Origin of the sequence: Cryobacterium sp. M15, from assembly GCF_002929675.1 — a bacterium.
Lineage (GTDB): Bacteria > Actinomycetota > Actinomycetes > Actinomycetales > Microbacteriaceae > Cryobacterium > Cryobacterium lyxosi.
The window spans coordinates 54,943-71,715 of record NZ_PJJW01000030.1; the positions used below are offsets into that span (position 1 = coordinate 54,943).

At 65.0% G+C, this 16,773-nt stretch carries 12 protein-coding genes; 4 read left to right on the top strand and 8 right to left on the bottom strand.

The window, feature by feature from the left end; all coding sequences use genetic code 11:
* Window positions 1–148: 148 nt before the first annotated feature.
* The 7 genes from CXY83_RS03505 to CXY83_RS03535 form a co-directional block, all read right to left on the bottom strand.
* On the bottom strand, window positions 149–1,561 hold the full coding sequence (locus tag CXY83_RS03505; protein ID WP_104196017.1) for a dicarboxylate/amino acid:cation symporter: 1,413 nt from the start codon (window positions 1,559–1,561) through the stop codon (window positions 149–151).
* A gap of 134 nt (window positions 1,562–1,695) precedes the next feature.
* Window positions 1,696–2,049, bottom strand: coding sequence for a DUF488 domain-containing protein (locus tag CXY83_RS03510; protein ID WP_104196018.1), 354 nt, complete (start codon window positions 2,047–2,049; stop codon window positions 1,696–1,698).
* Window positions 2,050–2,058: 9 nt separating this feature from the next.
* The gene (narI, locus tag CXY83_RS03515) at window positions 2,059–2,817 is read right to left on the bottom strand and encodes a respiratory nitrate reductase subunit gamma (RefSeq protein ID WP_104196019.1); all 759 of its coding nucleotides are present in this window, start codon (window positions 2,815–2,817) and stop codon (window positions 2,059–2,061) included.
* Window positions 2,814–3,539, bottom strand: coding sequence for a nitrate reductase molybdenum cofactor assembly chaperone (narJ, locus tag CXY83_RS03520; protein ID WP_233200548.1), 726 nt, complete (start codon window positions 3,537–3,539; stop codon window positions 2,814–2,816). The genes narI and narJ overlap by 4 nt, the downstream gene beginning before the upstream one ends.
* Window positions 3,536–5,203, bottom strand: coding sequence for a nitrate reductase subunit beta (gene narH / locus CXY83_RS03525; protein ID WP_104196020.1), 1,668 nt, complete (start codon window positions 5,201–5,203; stop codon window positions 3,536–3,538). Before narH ends, narJ begins: the two co-directional genes overlap by 4 nt.
* On the bottom strand, window positions 5,203–8,991 hold the full coding sequence (locus CXY83_RS03530; RefSeq protein WP_104196021.1) for a nitrate reductase subunit alpha: 3,789 nt from the start codon (window positions 8,989–8,991) through the stop codon (window positions 5,203–5,205). The genes narH and CXY83_RS03530 overlap by 1 nt, the downstream gene beginning before the upstream one ends.
* Window positions 8,992–9,066: 75 nt before the next feature.
* Window positions 9,067–9,786 carry a metalloregulator ArsR/SmtB family transcription factor gene (locus CXY83_RS03535; RefSeq protein WP_158251821.1) on the bottom strand — a complete coding sequence of 240 codons (720 nt, stop codon included), beginning with the start codon at window positions 9,784–9,786 and terminating at the stop codon, window positions 9,067–9,069.
* Between the two features lie 152 nt (window positions 9,787–9,938).
* Between CXY83_RS03535 and pdhA the strand changes: the two genes are divergently transcribed.
* The 4 genes from pdhA to CXY83_RS03555 all read left to right on the top strand — a co-directional run bounded on the left by pdhA (window position 9,939) and on the right by CXY83_RS03555 (window position 14,141).
* A complete protein-coding gene (pdhA, locus tag CXY83_RS03540) occupies window positions 9,939–11,015 on the top strand; it encodes a pyruvate dehydrogenase (acetyl-transferring) E1 component subunit alpha (RefSeq protein ID WP_104196023.1) in 1,077 nt (358 codons plus the stop codon).
* Window positions 11,012–12,031 carry an alpha-ketoacid dehydrogenase subunit beta gene (locus CXY83_RS03545; RefSeq protein ID WP_233200549.1) on the top strand — a complete coding sequence of 340 codons (1,020 nt, stop codon included), beginning with the start codon at window positions 11,012–11,014 and terminating at the stop codon, window positions 12,029–12,031. Before pdhA ends, CXY83_RS03545 begins: the two co-directional genes overlap by 4 nt.
* Window positions 12,032–12,040: 9 nt before the next feature.
* A complete protein-coding gene (locus CXY83_RS03550) occupies window positions 12,041–13,402 on the top strand; it encodes a dihydrolipoamide acetyltransferase family protein (protein WP_199184868.1) in 1,362 nt (453 codons plus the stop codon).
* A gap of 61 nt (window positions 13,403–13,463) precedes the next feature.
* On the top strand, window positions 13,464–14,141 hold the full coding sequence (locus tag CXY83_RS03555) for a metalloregulator ArsR/SmtB family transcription factor (protein WP_104196024.1): 678 nt from the start codon (window positions 13,464–13,466) through the stop codon (window positions 14,139–14,141).
* A 90-nt stretch (window positions 14,142–14,231) separates the two neighbouring features.
* Here the strand turns inward: CXY83_RS03555 and CXY83_RS03560 are convergent, their stop codons facing one another.
* Entirely contained in the window at window positions 14,232–16,622 is a 2,391-nt protein-coding gene (locus CXY83_RS03560) for a bifunctional SulP family inorganic anion transporter/carbonic anhydrase (RefSeq protein ID WP_104196025.1), read from the bottom strand.
* Window positions 16,623–16,773 lie beyond the last annotated feature (151 nt).

The following is a 16,773-nucleotide window of genomic DNA, read 5'->3' on the forward strand; positions in this document are numbered from 1 at the left end:
CGGCGCCTACGTCTCCGGCGAGTTACCGGCCACCTGTTGGCGGTGCAACACGGTGGTCTCGCCGTCCTGACGGCGTGAACCGGGCATCCGTCAGCCATTGTGTGAAGCGGATGCCGGGCCGCGCCTGAATGCGTTGTACTCGGTACGGTTAGACGCGCGTCTCGGACAGCTCAGACGGCGCGGGCTCCGCTACGTCGTCCGTAAAGGGCTGCGAGGTTCGCGGCGCGTTGTACAGCGTCTCGTCGAGGATTCCCTGGCGCTTGGCCACGATCGTGGGCACGAGCGCCTGACCGGCCACGTTCACGGCGGTGCGGCCCATGTCGATGAGCGGATCAATAGCCAGCAGAAGGCCGACCCCGGCCAGCGGCAGACCCAGCGTTGACAGGGTCAGCGTCAGCATGACGACGGCGCCCGTGGTGCCGGCCGTGGCTGCCGAACCCAGTACGGATACGAGAACGATGAGCAGGTACTGGGTGAGGTCCAGCTGAATTCCAAAGAACTGTGCCACAAAGATGGCGGCGACGGCGGGGTAGATAGCCGCGCAACCATCCATCTTGGTCGTCGCCCCGAGCGGAACAGCGAAGGATGCATATCCGCGCGGTACGCCCATGCTGCGTTCCGTGACGCGCTGCGTCAGCGGAAGGGTGCCAATGGATGAGCGCGACACGAAGCCCAGCTGAACAGCCGGCCAGACACCCGAGTAGTACTGCTTGACGGAGAGACCGTGAGACTTGATCAGTACCGGGTAGACCACGAACAGTACCAGGATCAGGCCAACGTAGATCGTGGCTGCGAACTTGCCCAGCGAACCCATCGTGTCCCACCCGTAGACCGCGACGGCATTACCGATCAGGCCGATCGTGCCGAGCGGCGCGATGCGAATAATCCACCACAGCACCTTTTGAATGACCGCCAGAGCTGACGCGTTGAGGTTCAGGAATGGCTCGGCAGCTTTGCCCACCTTCAACGCGGCAATGCCTACCGCGATGGCGATGACGAGAATCTGCAGCACGTTGAAGCTGACGGTGGTACTTGCGACGCCATCGACGACAGAGGTATTGGCGCCGAGTCCGAGGAAGTTCTTCGGGAAGAGCCCGGTCAAAAATGCCCACCAGTCCCCGGTCTTGCCGGTGTATTCGGCATTTTCGATAATGCCCGTTCCGGCTCCCGGTCGCACCAGCACGCCCAGTCCGATGCCGATCAGAACGGCAATCAACGCGGTGATGGCAAACCACAGCAGAGTGTTCCAGGCCAGCTTCGCCGCGTTGGACACTGCGCGCAGGTTCGCGATGGAGCTGACCACGGCCGTGAAGATGAGCGGTACGACGGCAGCTTGCAGCAGCGAGACGTAGCTCGACCCGATAATTTTCAGGGTCGCACCGAGACCGTTGGGGTTCGCTTCGGTACTGCCGGTGTATTTGGCCATCAGCCCGAGGCCAAGACCGATGATGAGCGCGGCGATGATCTGAACGCTGAACGAGCGCACCCATTTGGGAAATCTGCTGCCGTGGGTACTGACGGGAACTACTGAAGTCACTGGTTCGACACTTCCTATTGTCATTCGTGAGTCACACTGGCGCCCCTGTCCCGCGCAGCGGGAGCCCCTCGAGAGTCCACGGCCGCGTGCAGGCGCCTTTATTCCCAAGGCTGAAAGGGGGCGCAGTATTCCTTCACGTGGTACGTGACCTTCTGCGGCTACTTCTCCTGCAGGTATTCGGCGAGCACCCGCGCATGGTTCACCCGTGGGTCCTTTGCTCCATAGACCAAAGTGGTCACGCCGGCCGCGGCGAGCGCGCGAAGCTGCACGACGGCCGCCTGGGTCTCGGTAGTGCCGTCGAGTTCGGCGCGGTAGCGCACGGTGAACTCGTCCATGCGCTTCGGGTCGTGCTTCCACCAGGTGCGGAGCTGGGGTGACGGCGCGATCTCTTTCAGCCACTCATCGAGGTCGGCGCTCTCCTTGGAGACACCGCGCGGCCAGAGTCGATCAACCAGCACCCGGCATCCATCAGAAGCGGATGCCGCCTCATACGCCCTCTTGATCCGCACCATGAAAACAGACTACTTTCTGGAGCGTTCCAGCGGGCGCTCGCTTTTCTCCCAGCCCCGGTGGGGCGCCCGCGAACCGGCGCCCCGAGGGTCGTCGCGGGAACGGTAGACAACGTAGGGGCGCACGAGGTAGCCGAGTGGCGCCGAGAACACGTGCACCAGTCGGGTGAACGGCCAGAGCAGGAACAGCGTCGTGGCCGTCAGCACGTGCAGTTGAAAGAAGAACGGCACGTCGCTCATCAGCGACGGATCGGGCTGCAGGCTATACAACGAGCGGATCCAGGGCGAAATCGACCCGCGATAGTCGTAGCCGCCGCCGAAGATTTGATACAGCACGGTCGCCGTGGTGCCGAACGTAATCGTACTGGCCAGGAACACGTACATGACTTTGTCCATTACCGTTGTGACCAGCAGCACCCGTTTGGTCAGGCGGCGGCGGTAGATCAAAATGGCGAGCCCGGCAACGGTGAGTACGGCGGCGAAGCTGCCCAGCCAGGTCGCACCGAGGTGATACATGTGCTCGGTCACGCCGAAGAATTCCAGCCACGGCTTGGGAATGAACAAGCCGACGACATGCCCGCCGATCACCATGAGAATGCCATAGTGAAACATGGGGGAACCCCAGCGCAGCAGGCGGTTCTCGTAGGTCTGACTGGACCGCGAGGTCCAGCCGAACTGGTCATAGCGGTAGCGCAACAGGTGGCCCACCACGAACACGCCCGTCGCGGCGTAGGGAAAAGCGACCCAGAGCAGGTAATCCCAGGCGGTCATACTCTCACATCTTCATTCGCGTGCGCGGAAAACGGCTTCAAATTGCCGAGGTAGGTCATGCCGACCGTCTCGGTCGGCGGCCCCTCATTGACCAGGTTGAGGTAGCGTTCGCGGGTCTCGTCGTCGATCACGGGCAACGACAGGCACACCGCCTCAACCAGGTGGGCGTAGGGACTGTTGAATTTCTCGAGCGCCGAGCGCAAAACCTCGATGCCGTCGCGGTGCGCGGCGAGCAGTTCCTGCGCGATCGGCGAATCGGAAAGCGCTGAGAATTCCAGCACCATCGGCAGGTAGTCGGGCAGTTCGTCGGCATCCACCTGCCAGCCCGCCGCCCGGTAGGCCTCGACGAACCGCACGAGTGCCATACCGCGGCGGCGGGTATCGCCGGCGGCGTAGTAGGTGAGGTACGGGCAGCATTTGCGTTTCAGGTCGAAGGTCGCGGTGAAGTGCGTTTCGAGCTCCTGCTGGCTGAGCGCGTTGACCGCCGTGAAAAAAGCCTGGAAGCTGCGGCGCAGCTCACCGGGCAGATCCGCAACGGATTCCTCCACCAGCGAAAACTGCGCCCGCCGTTCCGGCGCGGGGTAGTCGAGCAGAATCGACGCCGCCATGTGCGCGATCACTCCTTGCTCGGGCGTCAGTGGAACTGCCGCAATCGCTCGCGGAGCCGTCTTGGGCGCCCGAAAGCCGAAGTTCATCCGTGCGCCGAGGGTGCCGACGTTCACGCGGGGCTCCCGGCATCCGCGATCGGCGGGAACATGCCCTGGGGCGCTCCGTTACCGTTCCAGTTGAGCAGGTTGACCCGGCCCGGGGTGGTCGGCGCGGTCGCACTCGGGCGCCCGGTCATCTGGTTGTAGTTGTCGACCGTGGCACCGAGCGGCATACCCACGGTGTTGCCGTATGGGCCACTGTGCCCGGCGGATCCGGGCCCACCCATGCCGGGGCCGCCGTCGGTGTCGAGCGAGCAACCGAGCTCTTCAAGCTCACGCGCGGTCTCGACGTGGGCCTTGGGAATGACATAGCGGTCTTCGTACTTGGCGATTGCGAGCAGCCGATACATGGCCTGAATCGTCTCACCGGTCATGCCGACCGCGTTCGGAATGCGCTCGTCGGGCTCGTTGCCGAGGTTGATATCGCGCATATAGGCGCGCATCGCGGCGAGCTTGCGCAGCGACAGCTCCACCGGAACCACGTCTCCGGCCGAGAACAGCCCGGCGAGGTATTCCACCGGGATGCGCAGCTTGTCGATCGCGGCGAACAGGGTGCGGGCGTCTTCCCCGTCGCTGCCCGAGTTGCTGACGACATCGACCACGGGCGAGAGCGGGGGGATGTACCAGACCATGGGCATGGTGCGGTATTCCGGGTGCAGCGGCAGGGCGATCTCGTACTCGGAGATGAGCTTGTAAATAGGGCTGTTCTGGGCCGCTTCGATCCAGTCGTCAGCCATGCCCTCCGCCTGGGCAGCGGCGATGACGTCGGGGTCGAACGGGTCGAGAAAGCAGGCGCGCTGGGCGTCAAGCAGGTCCTGATCGTTTTCGATCGAGGCCGCGGCAAGCACCGCGTCGGCGTCATAGAGCATGAGGCCGAGGTAACGCAGGCGTCCGACACAGGTTTCGGAGCAGATGGTGGGCTTACCCTGCTCGATCAGTGGGTAGCAGAGCGTGCACTTCTCGGCCTTGCCCGTTTTGTGGTTGAAGTACACCTTCTTATAGGGGCAGGCGGAGACGCACATGCGCCAGCCGCGGCATCCGTCTTCATCCACGAGCACGATGCCGTCTTCTTCACGCTTGTACATGGCGCCGGAGGGGCAGGCCGCGACACAGGCGGGGTTGAGGCAGTGCTCGCAGATGCGCGGCAGGTAGAACATGAAGGTCTCTTCGAACTCCATCTTCACGTGCTCGCTCATCGTGGCGAGAATCGGGTCCTGCGCGGCGGTTTCCTGCGAGCCGCCCAGGTTGTCGTCCCAGTTGCCCGACCATTTGATGTCCATGTCCTGGCCGGTCAAAAGCGATTTCGGGCGGGCGACCGGGCTTTGCGTGCCGGCCGGGGCGGTGGTGAGCATGTCGTAGTCGTAGGTCCACGGCTCGTAGTAGTCGTCGATTTGCGGCAGGTTGGGGTTGTTGAAGATCTGCGAGAGCTTCTTCAGCCTCCCGCCGGCCTTCAGCTGCAGCCGGCCGCGCTTGTTGCGTACCCAGCCGCCCTTCCACTTCTCCTGGTTTTCGTACTCGCGCGGGTAGCCGATGCCGGGCCGCGTCTCCACGTTGTTGAACCAGGCGTACTCCACACCGGTGCGGTTGGTCCACACCTGCTTGCAGGTGACGGAGCAGGTGTGACACCCGATGCACTTGTCGAGGTTCATAATCATCGACATCTGGGCCATGACACGCATTAGTAGTCCACTTTCTGGCTGCGACGACGAATCACGGTGACCTCGTCGCGTTGGTTGCCGGTCGGGCCGAGGTAGTTGAAGGCGAAGGACAGCTGGGCGTAGCCGCCGATCAGGTGGCTGGGTTTCAAGAGGATGCGGGTCAGCGCGTTGTTGGTGCCGCCGCGCATACCGCTGGTTTCGGCGACCGGCACGTTGATGGTGCGGTCCTTCGCGTGGTACATGTACACCGTGCCTTCCGGCATGCGGTGAGAGACGATCGCCCGCGCCACGACGACGCCGTTGCGGTTGTACGACTCGATCCACTCGTTGTCGCGCACTCCGATCTTGTCGGCGTCCTGCGGGCTCATCCAGATCGTCGGCCCGCCGCGGGAGAGCGAGAGCATGAGCAGGTTGTCCTGGTATTCGGAGTGGATCGACCACTTCGAGTGCGGGGTCAGATAGCGCACGGCGACCTCCGCGTGACCTGCGGCCCCGGTCACCCCGGCACTGGAGACGCTCGTCGCGCCGACGATCGAATCGTCGAACAGGCGGTGCATGTCCAGCGGCGGCCGAAAGATGGGGAGCTGCTCGCCGAGCTCGATCATCCAGTCGTGGTCGAGGTAGAAATGCTGGCGACCGGTGAGGGTGTGCCAGGGCTTCAGGTGCTCGACGTTGATGGTGAAAGCACTGTAGCGGCGACCACCGTGCTCGGAACCCGACCACTCCGGGGAGGTAAGCACCGGAACGGGCGCTCCCTGCACATCCGGGTAGCTGAATCGGCGGCCCTCGTTGTCGCTGGCCAGTTGGGCGAGCTTGACGCCCGTGCGTTCCTCGAGCTGGCGAAAACCCTGGGTGCCGAGGCGGCCGTTGGTGGTGCCGGAGAGGGCGAGCACCATTTCGCAGGCGTGGATCGCCGTCGACAGGCGCGGGCGGCCGGCGGCTGGCCCGCTGGGCACCAGGCCGTTCTTCTTGCCGAGGTAGGCGACCTCCACGTCGGGGTTGAATTTCACCCCCTTGGTGACCATGCCTTCCGCGGCGGTGAGCGGCCCGAGCGCGCCGAGCTGTGCGGCGAAGGCCGGGTAGTCGCGTTCGACAACGACGAGCCTTGGCATGGTGACCCCGGGAATGAGCGGCTGGTCGTTCAGCACAATGCCGTGCGGCGTGGCCATGCCGTCCGGGGTGTCGTGTTGCAGCGGAGCGGCGACGAGGTCTTTCCGCACGCCGAGGTGCTTCACCGACATTTCGGAGATTTTCGCGGCGAGCACGTGAAAGATGTCGAAGTCGGTCTTGGCCTGCCATGGCGGCGCGATCGCCGGATTGAACGAGTGAATGAACGGATGCATGTCCGTCGTGGAGAGATCATTCTTCTCGTACCAGGTGGCCGGGGGCAACACCACGTCACTGTAGATAGTCGTCGACGTCATGCGGAAGTCGCTCGTGACCATCAGGTCGAGCTTGCCCTCCGGCGCGCTCTCATGCCATTTCATGGTCTTCGGCCGGCGAGCCGGCATCGATTCGACGGCGCGCACAGCGGAGGGCGCCCCGAGCAGGTGCTTGAGAAAATACTCGTTGCCCTTGCCGGAGGAGCCGAGCACGTTGGCCCGCCACACTACGAGCACGCGGGGAAAGTTCTCGGGGGCGTCGGGGTCTTCGCAGGAGAACTCGAGCGAGCCGTCCCGGAGCGAATCGACCACGTATTCCGCTGGCTCCTGGCCCGCGGCTGCGGCGTCGTCGACGAGGTCGAGCGAGTTGCGGTTGAACGTGGGGTAGCTGGGCATCCAGCCGCGTTTGGACGAATCGACCATGGTGTCCGCGGTGGTGCGTCCCGTGAATATGCCGGCACCGAGCGGGCTTGCCAGGGTGTCGGCGCTGAGTCCGTCGTAGCGCCACTGGTCGGTGGCGAGGTAGAAGAAACCGGTGCCGATCATCTGGCGCGGCGGCCGCACCCAGTCCAGGCCGAAGGCGTATTGACCGTATCCGGTGAGCGGGCGCACCTTCTCCTGGCCGACATAGTGGGCCCAGCCGCCGCCGTTGACGCCCTGGCAGCCGGTCATGGTGGTGAGCGCGAGAAAGGCGCGGTAGATGGTGTCGGAGTGGAACCAGTGGTTGGTACCGGCGCCCATCAGAATCATCGAACGACCCTGTGAATCCTCGGCATTCTGCGCGAACTCGCGACCGATGCGCGCGGCGGCCTGCCACGGCACCGAGGTGATCTCTTCCTGCCAGGCGGGGGTGCCGGGCGTCGACGCGTCGTCGTACCCGGTGGGCCACACGCCCGGCAGGCCGGGACGACCGACGGCGTACTGGGCGAGCAGCAGGTCGAACACGGTCGTCACGAGCACGCCGGCGACGAGGCGTACCGGTACGCCGCGGCGCACGATGCCGGCCGCTCCGGCGTGCTGTTCACCGGCATTGTCCGCGCCCGGCGTGACGTCGAAGCGGGGCAGGTCGATTGCGACGGTGGCACCGTCGTAATCGGGGGCATCCGCTATCGAGAGCAGCGGATCGCGACCCTCGAGGTCGAGGTTCCAGGTGCCCTTGTCGGCCTCGCTGAACCGGTGGCCGATCGAACCGTTCGGCACGAACGGTTCGGCGTTTTCATCGAGCATGACGGTTTTGAAGGCAGCACTCGACACCGATGCGTCGGTGCCGGGCAGCGCGTCGGCCGTCAAAAACTTGCCGGGGACCCAGGCGTCCTGGCGCGGGGTGAGCGCGATCAGGTAGGAGGAGTCGCTGAACTTCTTCATATAGTCAACGAAACGCGGAGTGCGGCGGTCGACCAGGAATTCCTTCAGTACGACGTGCCCCATGGCGAGCGCGAGGGCTCCGTCGGTGCCGGGGTGCACGGCGAGCCACTCGTCGGCGAACTTGGAGTTGTCGGCATAGTCGGGCGAGACCGTGATGACTTTCTGGCCGCGGTAACGGGCTTCCACCATGAAATGGGCATCCGGGGTGCGGGTAACGGGAACGTTGGAGCCCCACATGATCAGGTAGCTCGAGTTCCACCAGTCGGCCGATTCGGGGACGTCGGTCTGGTCACCGAACACCTGTGGGCTCGCTACCGGCAGGTCGGCGTACCAGTCGTAGAACGAGAGCATGGTGCCGCCGAGCAGCGAGATGAAGCGGTTGCCAACGCCCTGGGACACGATCGACATGGCCGGGATCGGGCTGAAACCGGCGACCCGGTCCGGGCCGTATTTCTTGATGGTGTGTACGTGTGCGGCGGCGACGATTTCGGCGGCCTCATCCCAGCTGGCACGCACCAGTCCGCCCTGCCCGCGGGCACTCTTATACTGGCGGGCGGTCTCGGGGTTACCGGTGATCTCCGCCCAGGCGAGCACCGGGTCGCCCAGTCGCGCCTTCGCTTCGCGATAGAGGTTCAGCAGCACACCGCGCACGTAGGGGTAGCGCACCCGGGTGGGCGAGTAGGTGTACCAGCTGAAGGCGGCGCCGCGGGGGCAGCCGCGGGGCTCGTATTCGGGGCTGTCCGGGCCGACACTGGGATAGTCGGTCTGTTGGGTTTCCCAGGTGATGATGCCGTCTTTGACGTACACCTTCCAGGAGCAGCTGCCGGTGCAGTTCACGCCGTGGGTGCTGCGCACTTCCTTGTCGTGCGTCCAGCGGTCACGGTAGAACGTGTCGGCGCCGCGACCGCCATCCTTGAAGACGCTGCGCAGGTCTTCGCTGGTTTCGCCGCGGCGCAGAAAACGGCCGAGCTTGATCAAAGAGTCGGCGACCGGGCCGTCGGTGCCGGGCTTGGTCGCGGCGCTGGTGGAAACTCTGGTGCTGGTGTTTGTGCGCTTTTTCACGGCTGTCCCTTACCTGCCGGGGAATGCCGCTGCGGCACTCACCCTCGAAATAAGCTTTGCCGCTGGGTAAAACGGCTACAACCGCGAAATACCGTGAATAATGCTTTGCCCCAGCTCACACGAGCCTGCCTCCGCTTTTTGGGCACTCTTTTCGCTCTCGCGGGCATCGGAAATGGCCACTACGTCGATCACGCAGAGGTGCGGGGCATCGATGAGGTTCAAGCCGACCGCTCGGAGTGGGCCGTCGGCCTGCTCCAGCACACCCTGAATCAAGCGGTAGTGCACGCCGCAGACCTCGGGATGGTCCTTGACCATTTCCGAGTACGGGCAGTCACGCAGGTTGAGTTGTTCACGGTTCGCGGCGATGCTCGCGTCGAAACCGGCCTGGTCGAGGTGGTCGTCGAGCGCATCGAGCTGCCGTTGCGCAGCCGCACCGGAGCAACCGGCGAACCCCTGGCCGGCGGGCAGCAGCGGCAGAATCCGTCGCAGCTGGTCGGCACGCTCCTGCGCGGCCGCGATTTTGCGGCTGCGGATCGACCCGAGCTCGGTACTGACCCCGTCCGCAGCGCTATAGAGCATTTTGGGACGACCCTTACTGTCGCGCGACTCGGGCGCGCAGGTGACGAAGCCCTCGTTGATCAGGCGGTCAAGGTGTTCGCGTGCGGTGTTGTGATGCAGGCCCGCGGCTTCGGCGAGGTCGTTCACGGTCATTGTTCCGCGGCTTTGCAACTGGTACAGCAGGTTCATGCGGCTGAGACTGGCGAGCGTTTTGTAACTCGGGGGTTGGGCGGCCATGATTCCATTATGGCCGCCAATCATGTGCGGCAGCAGAATCGGTCAGTTTCTCTCTTTCTTCCCGCAGATCCTTCCGCTGCACGGTGGAAAAAGAAAATATTCAGCACACAGCATTAGTCTGGTCAAACGAAGCACGCAGGAAGTGGGATCACATGGCGGCAAAAGCCCGCACGCGACCGGAGTCAACAGTTGAGTCCACGGGTGGTGAGCCCGCCGACACCCTGCGTGAGTATTACGAACAGATGTCGTTGGTGCGTGCCTTCGAGTTGCGCTCCAGCGAGATGTATGCCCGGGCCAAAATCGGTGGCTACTGCCACCTGAACCTCGGCGAAGAAGCTACGGTGGTCGGCCTGATGGCCGCCATCGAGGCCCGTGATTATCTGTTCACCGGCTACCGCGACCACGGCTATGCACTGCTGCGCGGACTCTCGCCCGAGCGGGTAATGGCCGAACTGTTCGGCAAAGTTACCGGCGTCTCGGGCGGACGCGGCGGTTCCATGCACCTGTTCGACGCCGAAACGCGCCTGTTTGGCGGCTACGGCATCGTCGGCGGGCAGATTCCCCCGGCGACCGGCGCCGCACTCGCTTTGAAAAATCAGGAAGTGGCCGGCCCCGACGCTGCGGCAGTGATGTGTCTGCTCGGTGACGGCACCACCAACATCGGCGCGTTCCACGAATCGCTCAACCTGGCCGGGCTGTGGAAACTTCCGATCGTCTACGTGATCGTCAACAACGGGCTGGGTATGGGCACAACGGTGGAGAAAGCATCCGCTGAGCCGGACCTGTATAAGCGCGGCGCGTCGTACCGTATGCCCGGAGTACGGGTCGACGGCGACGACGTTCTTGCCGTGCGCGACGCCGCCCGCGATGCACTGCGGCAGGCCCGCGAGTCGCGCCAACCGGTGCTGCTCGAGGTCATGTGTTACCGGTTGCGCGGCCATTCCGTGGTCGACCCGGCCCGCTACCGCTCGAGCGAAGACACGACCATCGCCCAGCAGTCCGACCCGGTACCGAGCTTTCGTGCCAAGCTGATCAGCGCCGGAGTGCTCAGCGAAACGGATGCCGCCGCCATCGACGAGGCCGCCGACGTGCGCGTGTCCGAGGCGGTCGTTTTCGCCGATGAGAGCCCCGAGCCCGACGTTGACGACCTGTTCAAATATGTATACGCGACCGCGGTGGCAAATATGCCAACCGCTTTGCCCGGAGAACCCGTTATGGACGCACTGTGAACACCGAAGTAGCAACCACCCGCACGATCACCTACCGCCAGGCGCTCAACGAGACTCTGCGCGCTGAGCTCGAGCGTGACGACAAGGTCTTCCTCATCGGTGAAGAGATCGGCGTCTTCGAGGGGTCGTATAAGATTACCGCCGGACTGCTTGAAGACTTCGGACCCGACCGGGTGATCGACGCCCCGATCGCCGAAGAGGGTTTCGTGGGGGCAGCCCTCGGGGCCGCGATGCTCGGAATGCGCCCGGTGGTCGAGATCATGACCATCAACTTCAGCCTCATCGCGATCGACCAGATCGTGAACCACGCAGCCAAGATGCGGTCGATGTTCGCCGGTCAGGTTTCCATTCCCCTGGTCATTCGCATGCCCGGCGGCGGTGGCCAGCAGCTGGCCGCGACCCACTCGCAGAACCTCGAGGTCTGGTACGCGCACATTCCGGGGCTCAAGGTCGTCGCCCCGTCGACCCCGGCCGATGCCAAGGCGCTCCTCACCGCTGCCATTCGCGATGACGACCCGGTGATTTTTCTGGAGAACCTTTCCCTCTACAGCGCCAAGGGGGAAGTTCCCACCGACGAGCAGGTCGCCGAGATCGGCAAGGCTGCCGTTGTCAAGACCGGCACCGACCTCACTATCGTGAGCTACTCGCGCGGCACCACGACGGCTCTCGAAGTGGCTCGCCAGCTCGAGACCGAGGGCCTGTCGATCGAGGTCGTCGACCTGCGCAGCCTGCGGCCGCTCGACCGCGACACCATTTGCGCCTCGGTGAAGAAGACCGGCCACGCCGTCGTCTTCGAAGACGACTGGCTCAGCTACGGCATCGGCGCCGAGATATCGGCGACCATCGGCGAGGGAGTCTTCGACTTTCTCGACGCCCCGGTGCGTCGCGTCGCCGCCGCCGAGGTGCCGTTACCCTACGCCAAATCCCTCGAGAAGGCTGCGCTGCCCAGCGCCGCCGATCTCGCCAGGGTCGTGCGCGAGGTACTCAATATTTCATCTACCCCGAACGACAAGTAGGAGCCGGCCATGCCCGACGTCATTATGCCCCGTCTCTCCGACACCATGGAGGAGGGTGAACTCAGCCGCTGGATGAAGCAGGTCGGCGATGAGATTCACAAGGGTGATGTGCTCGCCGAAATCGAGACCGATAAGGCCACGATGGACCTGGAAGCCTTCGACAACGGCATACTCGAGCAGCTGCTCGTCGTCGCCGGCGCGCTCGTACCGATCGGTGAACCGGTTGCGCGCATCGGCGACGGGAGCAACATCGTCACGGAAGGCGCTGCCCCGGCAACCCCGGCAGCACCAGCCGCGGCTGCCCCGGCAGCACCAGCCGCGGCTGCCCCGGCAGCACCAGCCGCGGCTGCCCCGGCAGCTCCAGTCGCGGTCGCTGCAGCAGCAACTCCCATAGTCATCCCCCCGGCGGATACGCCCACGCCAGCCACGCCCACGGCAACCCAGACGGGCGAACTGCGCACCTCGCCGCTGGCTCGCAAAATCGGCCGAGAGCACGGCATCGACCTGCACACCGTCGCGGGCACCGGGCCGCAGGGCCGTATCACGCGCACCGACGTCGACAGGGCGATCCTGGCCCAAGAGGCGGCAGCATCCGCTGTCCCGACGGCGCCTCCAGCCGCAGCACCAGCGGCGGCCGCACCGGTCGCAGCAGCACCGGCCGCGGCAGCACCGGCCGTCGTTTCGGCCGATTCCGTCTCCGTGCCGGTCAGCCGTATTCGCGCCGTCACGGCCCGCCGACTCACCGAGAGTCAGGCCGTTCCGCACTTCTTCCTCACCAGCGTCGTCAACGTTGAACGCCTGGTCGCGTTCCGCGCCGACGTCAATGAGTCGCTCGCCGCCCTCGGCACCAAGATCAGTCTGAACGACCTGTTCGTGCGCGCCAGCGCGGTCGCGCTGCGCGCGCACCCCGAAGTCAACGCGTCCTGGGGCGACGGCGTCATTCTGCGCCATAACCATGTCAACGTCGGCGTGGCCGTCGCGACCGACGATGGACTCCTCGTTCCCGTCGTCGTCGATGCCGATCAGAAGTCGCTCGGTGCCATCGCCGCCGAAACCCGCGCCCTGGCCGGCCTCGCCCGCGCCGGCAGCCTGTCCCTCGCCCAGATGTCGGGGGGAACTTTCACCATCAGCAACCTCGGCATGTTCGGCATCGACTCCTTCACCGCCGTATTGAACCCACCAGAGGCCGGCATCCTGGCAATCGGCGCGGCGAGCGACGTTCCCGCGGTACGGGACGGCGTTCTCGTGACGGTACCAACGGTGAAGATCACCCTGACCGTCGACCATCGAGTACTCGACGGCGCCGTCGCGGCGGCGTTCCTGCGCGATCTCACTAGCCTGCTTGAAGAACCGCTGCGCATCGTTCTCTAGCTTGCCCGCCCGCAAGATTAAAAGTACGAGACTACTCATAATTCCGGGTTAGTCTTATACGGTGGATTTCGACGAACGCACTCCCGCCTGGCATGCCGCGCTGGCGTCGCCGATTCGGCGCAGCGTGCTCCAGCTTCTGGTCGCCTCCAGCGAACCGCTCGATGCGGCCGCCGTCGCCGACCGGATGAACCTGCACGTCACCACGGCCAGGTTTCACCTCGACCAGCTTCTGGCCGCCAGGCTCATCGAACGAGAGGCCGTACGGTCCGGCCAGCGGGGCCGGCCGCGCATCCGCTTTTGTGCCGTGGCCGCCACGCGCACCGACACGCGCGACCAGCTCAGCCACGCGCTCGCCAGCGTGCTTGCCGAAGACGACGACGGCGGCCGGGCCCGGGCTATTCGGGCCGGTGAGAAGTGGTCGGAGGCCTTCACCGGCGGCCTCGCAGCATCGACCGAAGCGGGCGCCGCCCCGCTGGTCGAATTACTCGACCAGCTCGAATTCGCCCCCGAACTCGATGAGTCCACGCAATCGATCGCGCTCACGGCCTGCCCGTTTCGCGAAGCCGCCCGTGAAAACCCGGGCGTGGTCTGCGCCGTGCACCTCGGGCTCATCCAGCGGGTGGCGCGCACACTCGGCCACGACGACAGTGTGATCGAGCTGCGCCCCTTCGTCGGCCCGCACCTCTGCGTCGTCAACCTCGGCAGCAACTGGAATGCCGTTCCGGTCGAGTTGAGTTAGTCGCGGCTCGATCGCGGCTCAGTCGTCGACGGGGGTACGGACTGTTCCCCGCTTAACCTGGATCCACCGCGCACGTGGGATAGCACGCCCTCACAGCGCGGCCGCCCCCAGTCCCGCGCCCTCCGGTGCAGGGGCGTTCACCCGGTCGAGGTGGTCGATTCCGTCGGCCGTGATCCAGATCACCCGCGCCGTGGAGAGGTCGTAGAAGACGCCGGCAAGATGCACGCGCCCGCTCGCGACCGCCGGGCCAACAAGCGGATGCCGCCGCAAATTCTGCAGCTGAACGGCCACGTTCACCATGCCCAGCTGGTCGACCTCGCTGAAACCAGCATCTCGTGCCGCCCGCCCAACGGGATGTCCGTTGCGAAGGGCTTCGCGGCTGGGGCGCACATGATCGAGCCAGGCATCGAGGGCTCCCCGTTCGCGGCCGGCGCTCTCCTCGGCAGCCGCATCCGTAGCATCCGTAGCGTCCGTAGCGTCCGAATCATCCGTCGCGTCCGTCGCGTCCCTCGCCTGCTCATTGTGCGCGGCCGCCATGGCACCGCAGCCGGAATGGCCACACACCACAATTGAATTTACCGAGAGTTCGTCAAGACCGAAAGCGAGCGCCGCGTCGATGGAGGGTTCTGTACCGTGCGCGCATACGACGTTGCCAATGTTGCGCACCGTGAACAGGTCACCGGGGCCGCTGCTCGTGATCAGGTTGGGAATGATGCGGGAGTCCGCGCAGGTCAGAAACAAGGTGTCGGGATTCTGGGAGTCGGCCACCTCCTGCATGTGCGCTCGCACGCGAGCCGCATGGCGACGGTGATAGTCGTCGATGCCGTGGATCACCGGGTTCAGCGGATGCGGGTGCGCGTAGCTGTTGACTCCGCCGCGGTCACGGCCCTGCCAGGCCTTCCAGGGCGCGAAACCGAGGCGCGTCGTGGACGGTGCCGAGTTTCTGCGGGGCGGGAGTGCCGCCGCCAATTCGAGGGTTGCGGCGCCGCCCTCGTCGATCTGCACCGTGCCGCCGGTGCTCTCGTGTTGACGCTGCCAGGCGCTGAGCGTCTCGTAGGCCGGATGATCGAAGAAATCGACCTCCAGATCGATCGTGACGTGGGAGCCCGCTGGCACGGAGCTCAGAACGGAATTCAAGCGCGGGAGCGACATGAAACTGCACGACCCCTCGATCACGACCCGCCACAATTTTGATTCCGGAGGACCCGCTGGTTCGGCGTGGATGGAGGCCCGGACCACGCGCCACAAAACGAGGGCGGCTGCCAAGGCGAGTCCGATCATGACCCCCTCAAGCAGGTTGAGAAACACGACCCCGATCAGAGTGACGCAGTACACCAGCAGGTCGCCGGTGCGTCGGGCGGTCTTGAAGTTGGCCAGGCTCGCTAGCCGCACGCCCACGACGATCAGAAGTCCCGCGAGCACCGCCTGCGGAATCTGCTGGATCAGACCGGCGAACAGCAACGAGAAGACCAAAATCCACACGCCGTGCAAAATGGTGGACGTGCGCGACCGTGCACCCGCTTCCACGTTGGTAGCACTGCGCACGATGACCCCGGTGACGGGCAAACCGCCGATCGCACCGGAGACCATGTTCGCCGCCCCCTGCCCCAGAAGTTCGCGGTTGAAGTTGGTGCGCGGGCCGGTGTGCATCTTGTCGAGTGCCACCGCAGAAAGCAACGATTCGATGCTCGCGATCAGGGCGATAGACAGAACGCCCATCATGATCGCCTGCCAATTTCCCTCGGGAACCTCGGGAAAAGACAGGGCGTCGAGAATTGACCCGTCGAAGGTAACGCGTTCCACGTTGGCACCGAGCAGGACCGACAGGATCGTGACGCCGACCACGGCAACGAGCTGTCCTGGAACCCGGCGCACGGCTGGCGGAAGTCGTTTCCAGAGCACCAGGATGGCGATAACCAGGGCACCGAGGAGTATGGCCGGAAGATTCGCGGCCGCGAGCGCTGCGGGGAGGCTGGTCATGTTCGCGAGGGCTGAGCTGCTCGATTCGGAGCCGATCATGACGTGCAACTGTTGCAGCACGATGGTGATTCCGATGCCAGCGAGCATGGCGTGCACGACCACCGGGGAGACGGCCAGTGCCGCTCGGCCGATGCGACAGGAGCCAAAGAGAATCTGCACAAACCCGGCGGCGACGGTGATCGCGCCGGTCGCCTGCCACCCGAACTGGTCGATGAGGCCGGCGACGATCACGGTCAGCCCAGCGGCGGGGCCGCTGACCTGCAGCGGAGAACCGCCGAGGCTGCCCGCGACGATCCCGCCGACGGCGGCGGCAATCAGACCGGCCATGACCGGCGCCCCCGACGCCGCTGCGATGCCCAGCGAGAGGGGTACGGCTACGAGAAAGACGACGAACGACGCGGGAAAATTGAAACGCAGGTCGTTCGTCAGGAAACCGCGGATGCGCCCGCTGCGCGAAGTTCCGGGGGGCGAGGACGCTGAATGGGTGAAGTGTGTGGTCATGAAATAGTCCTTCGTTCGGAGAATATGCGTGCTGCATGGGTCCGGAGACAAACCATCGCGCCAGGCGCCGAGTCTTGGGGCGCCGATAGGCGGGTGTCGATAGGTCTCCGTGGACGCGCTGGTCTCAGTGAGCGCGCAACCAACCCGCTCT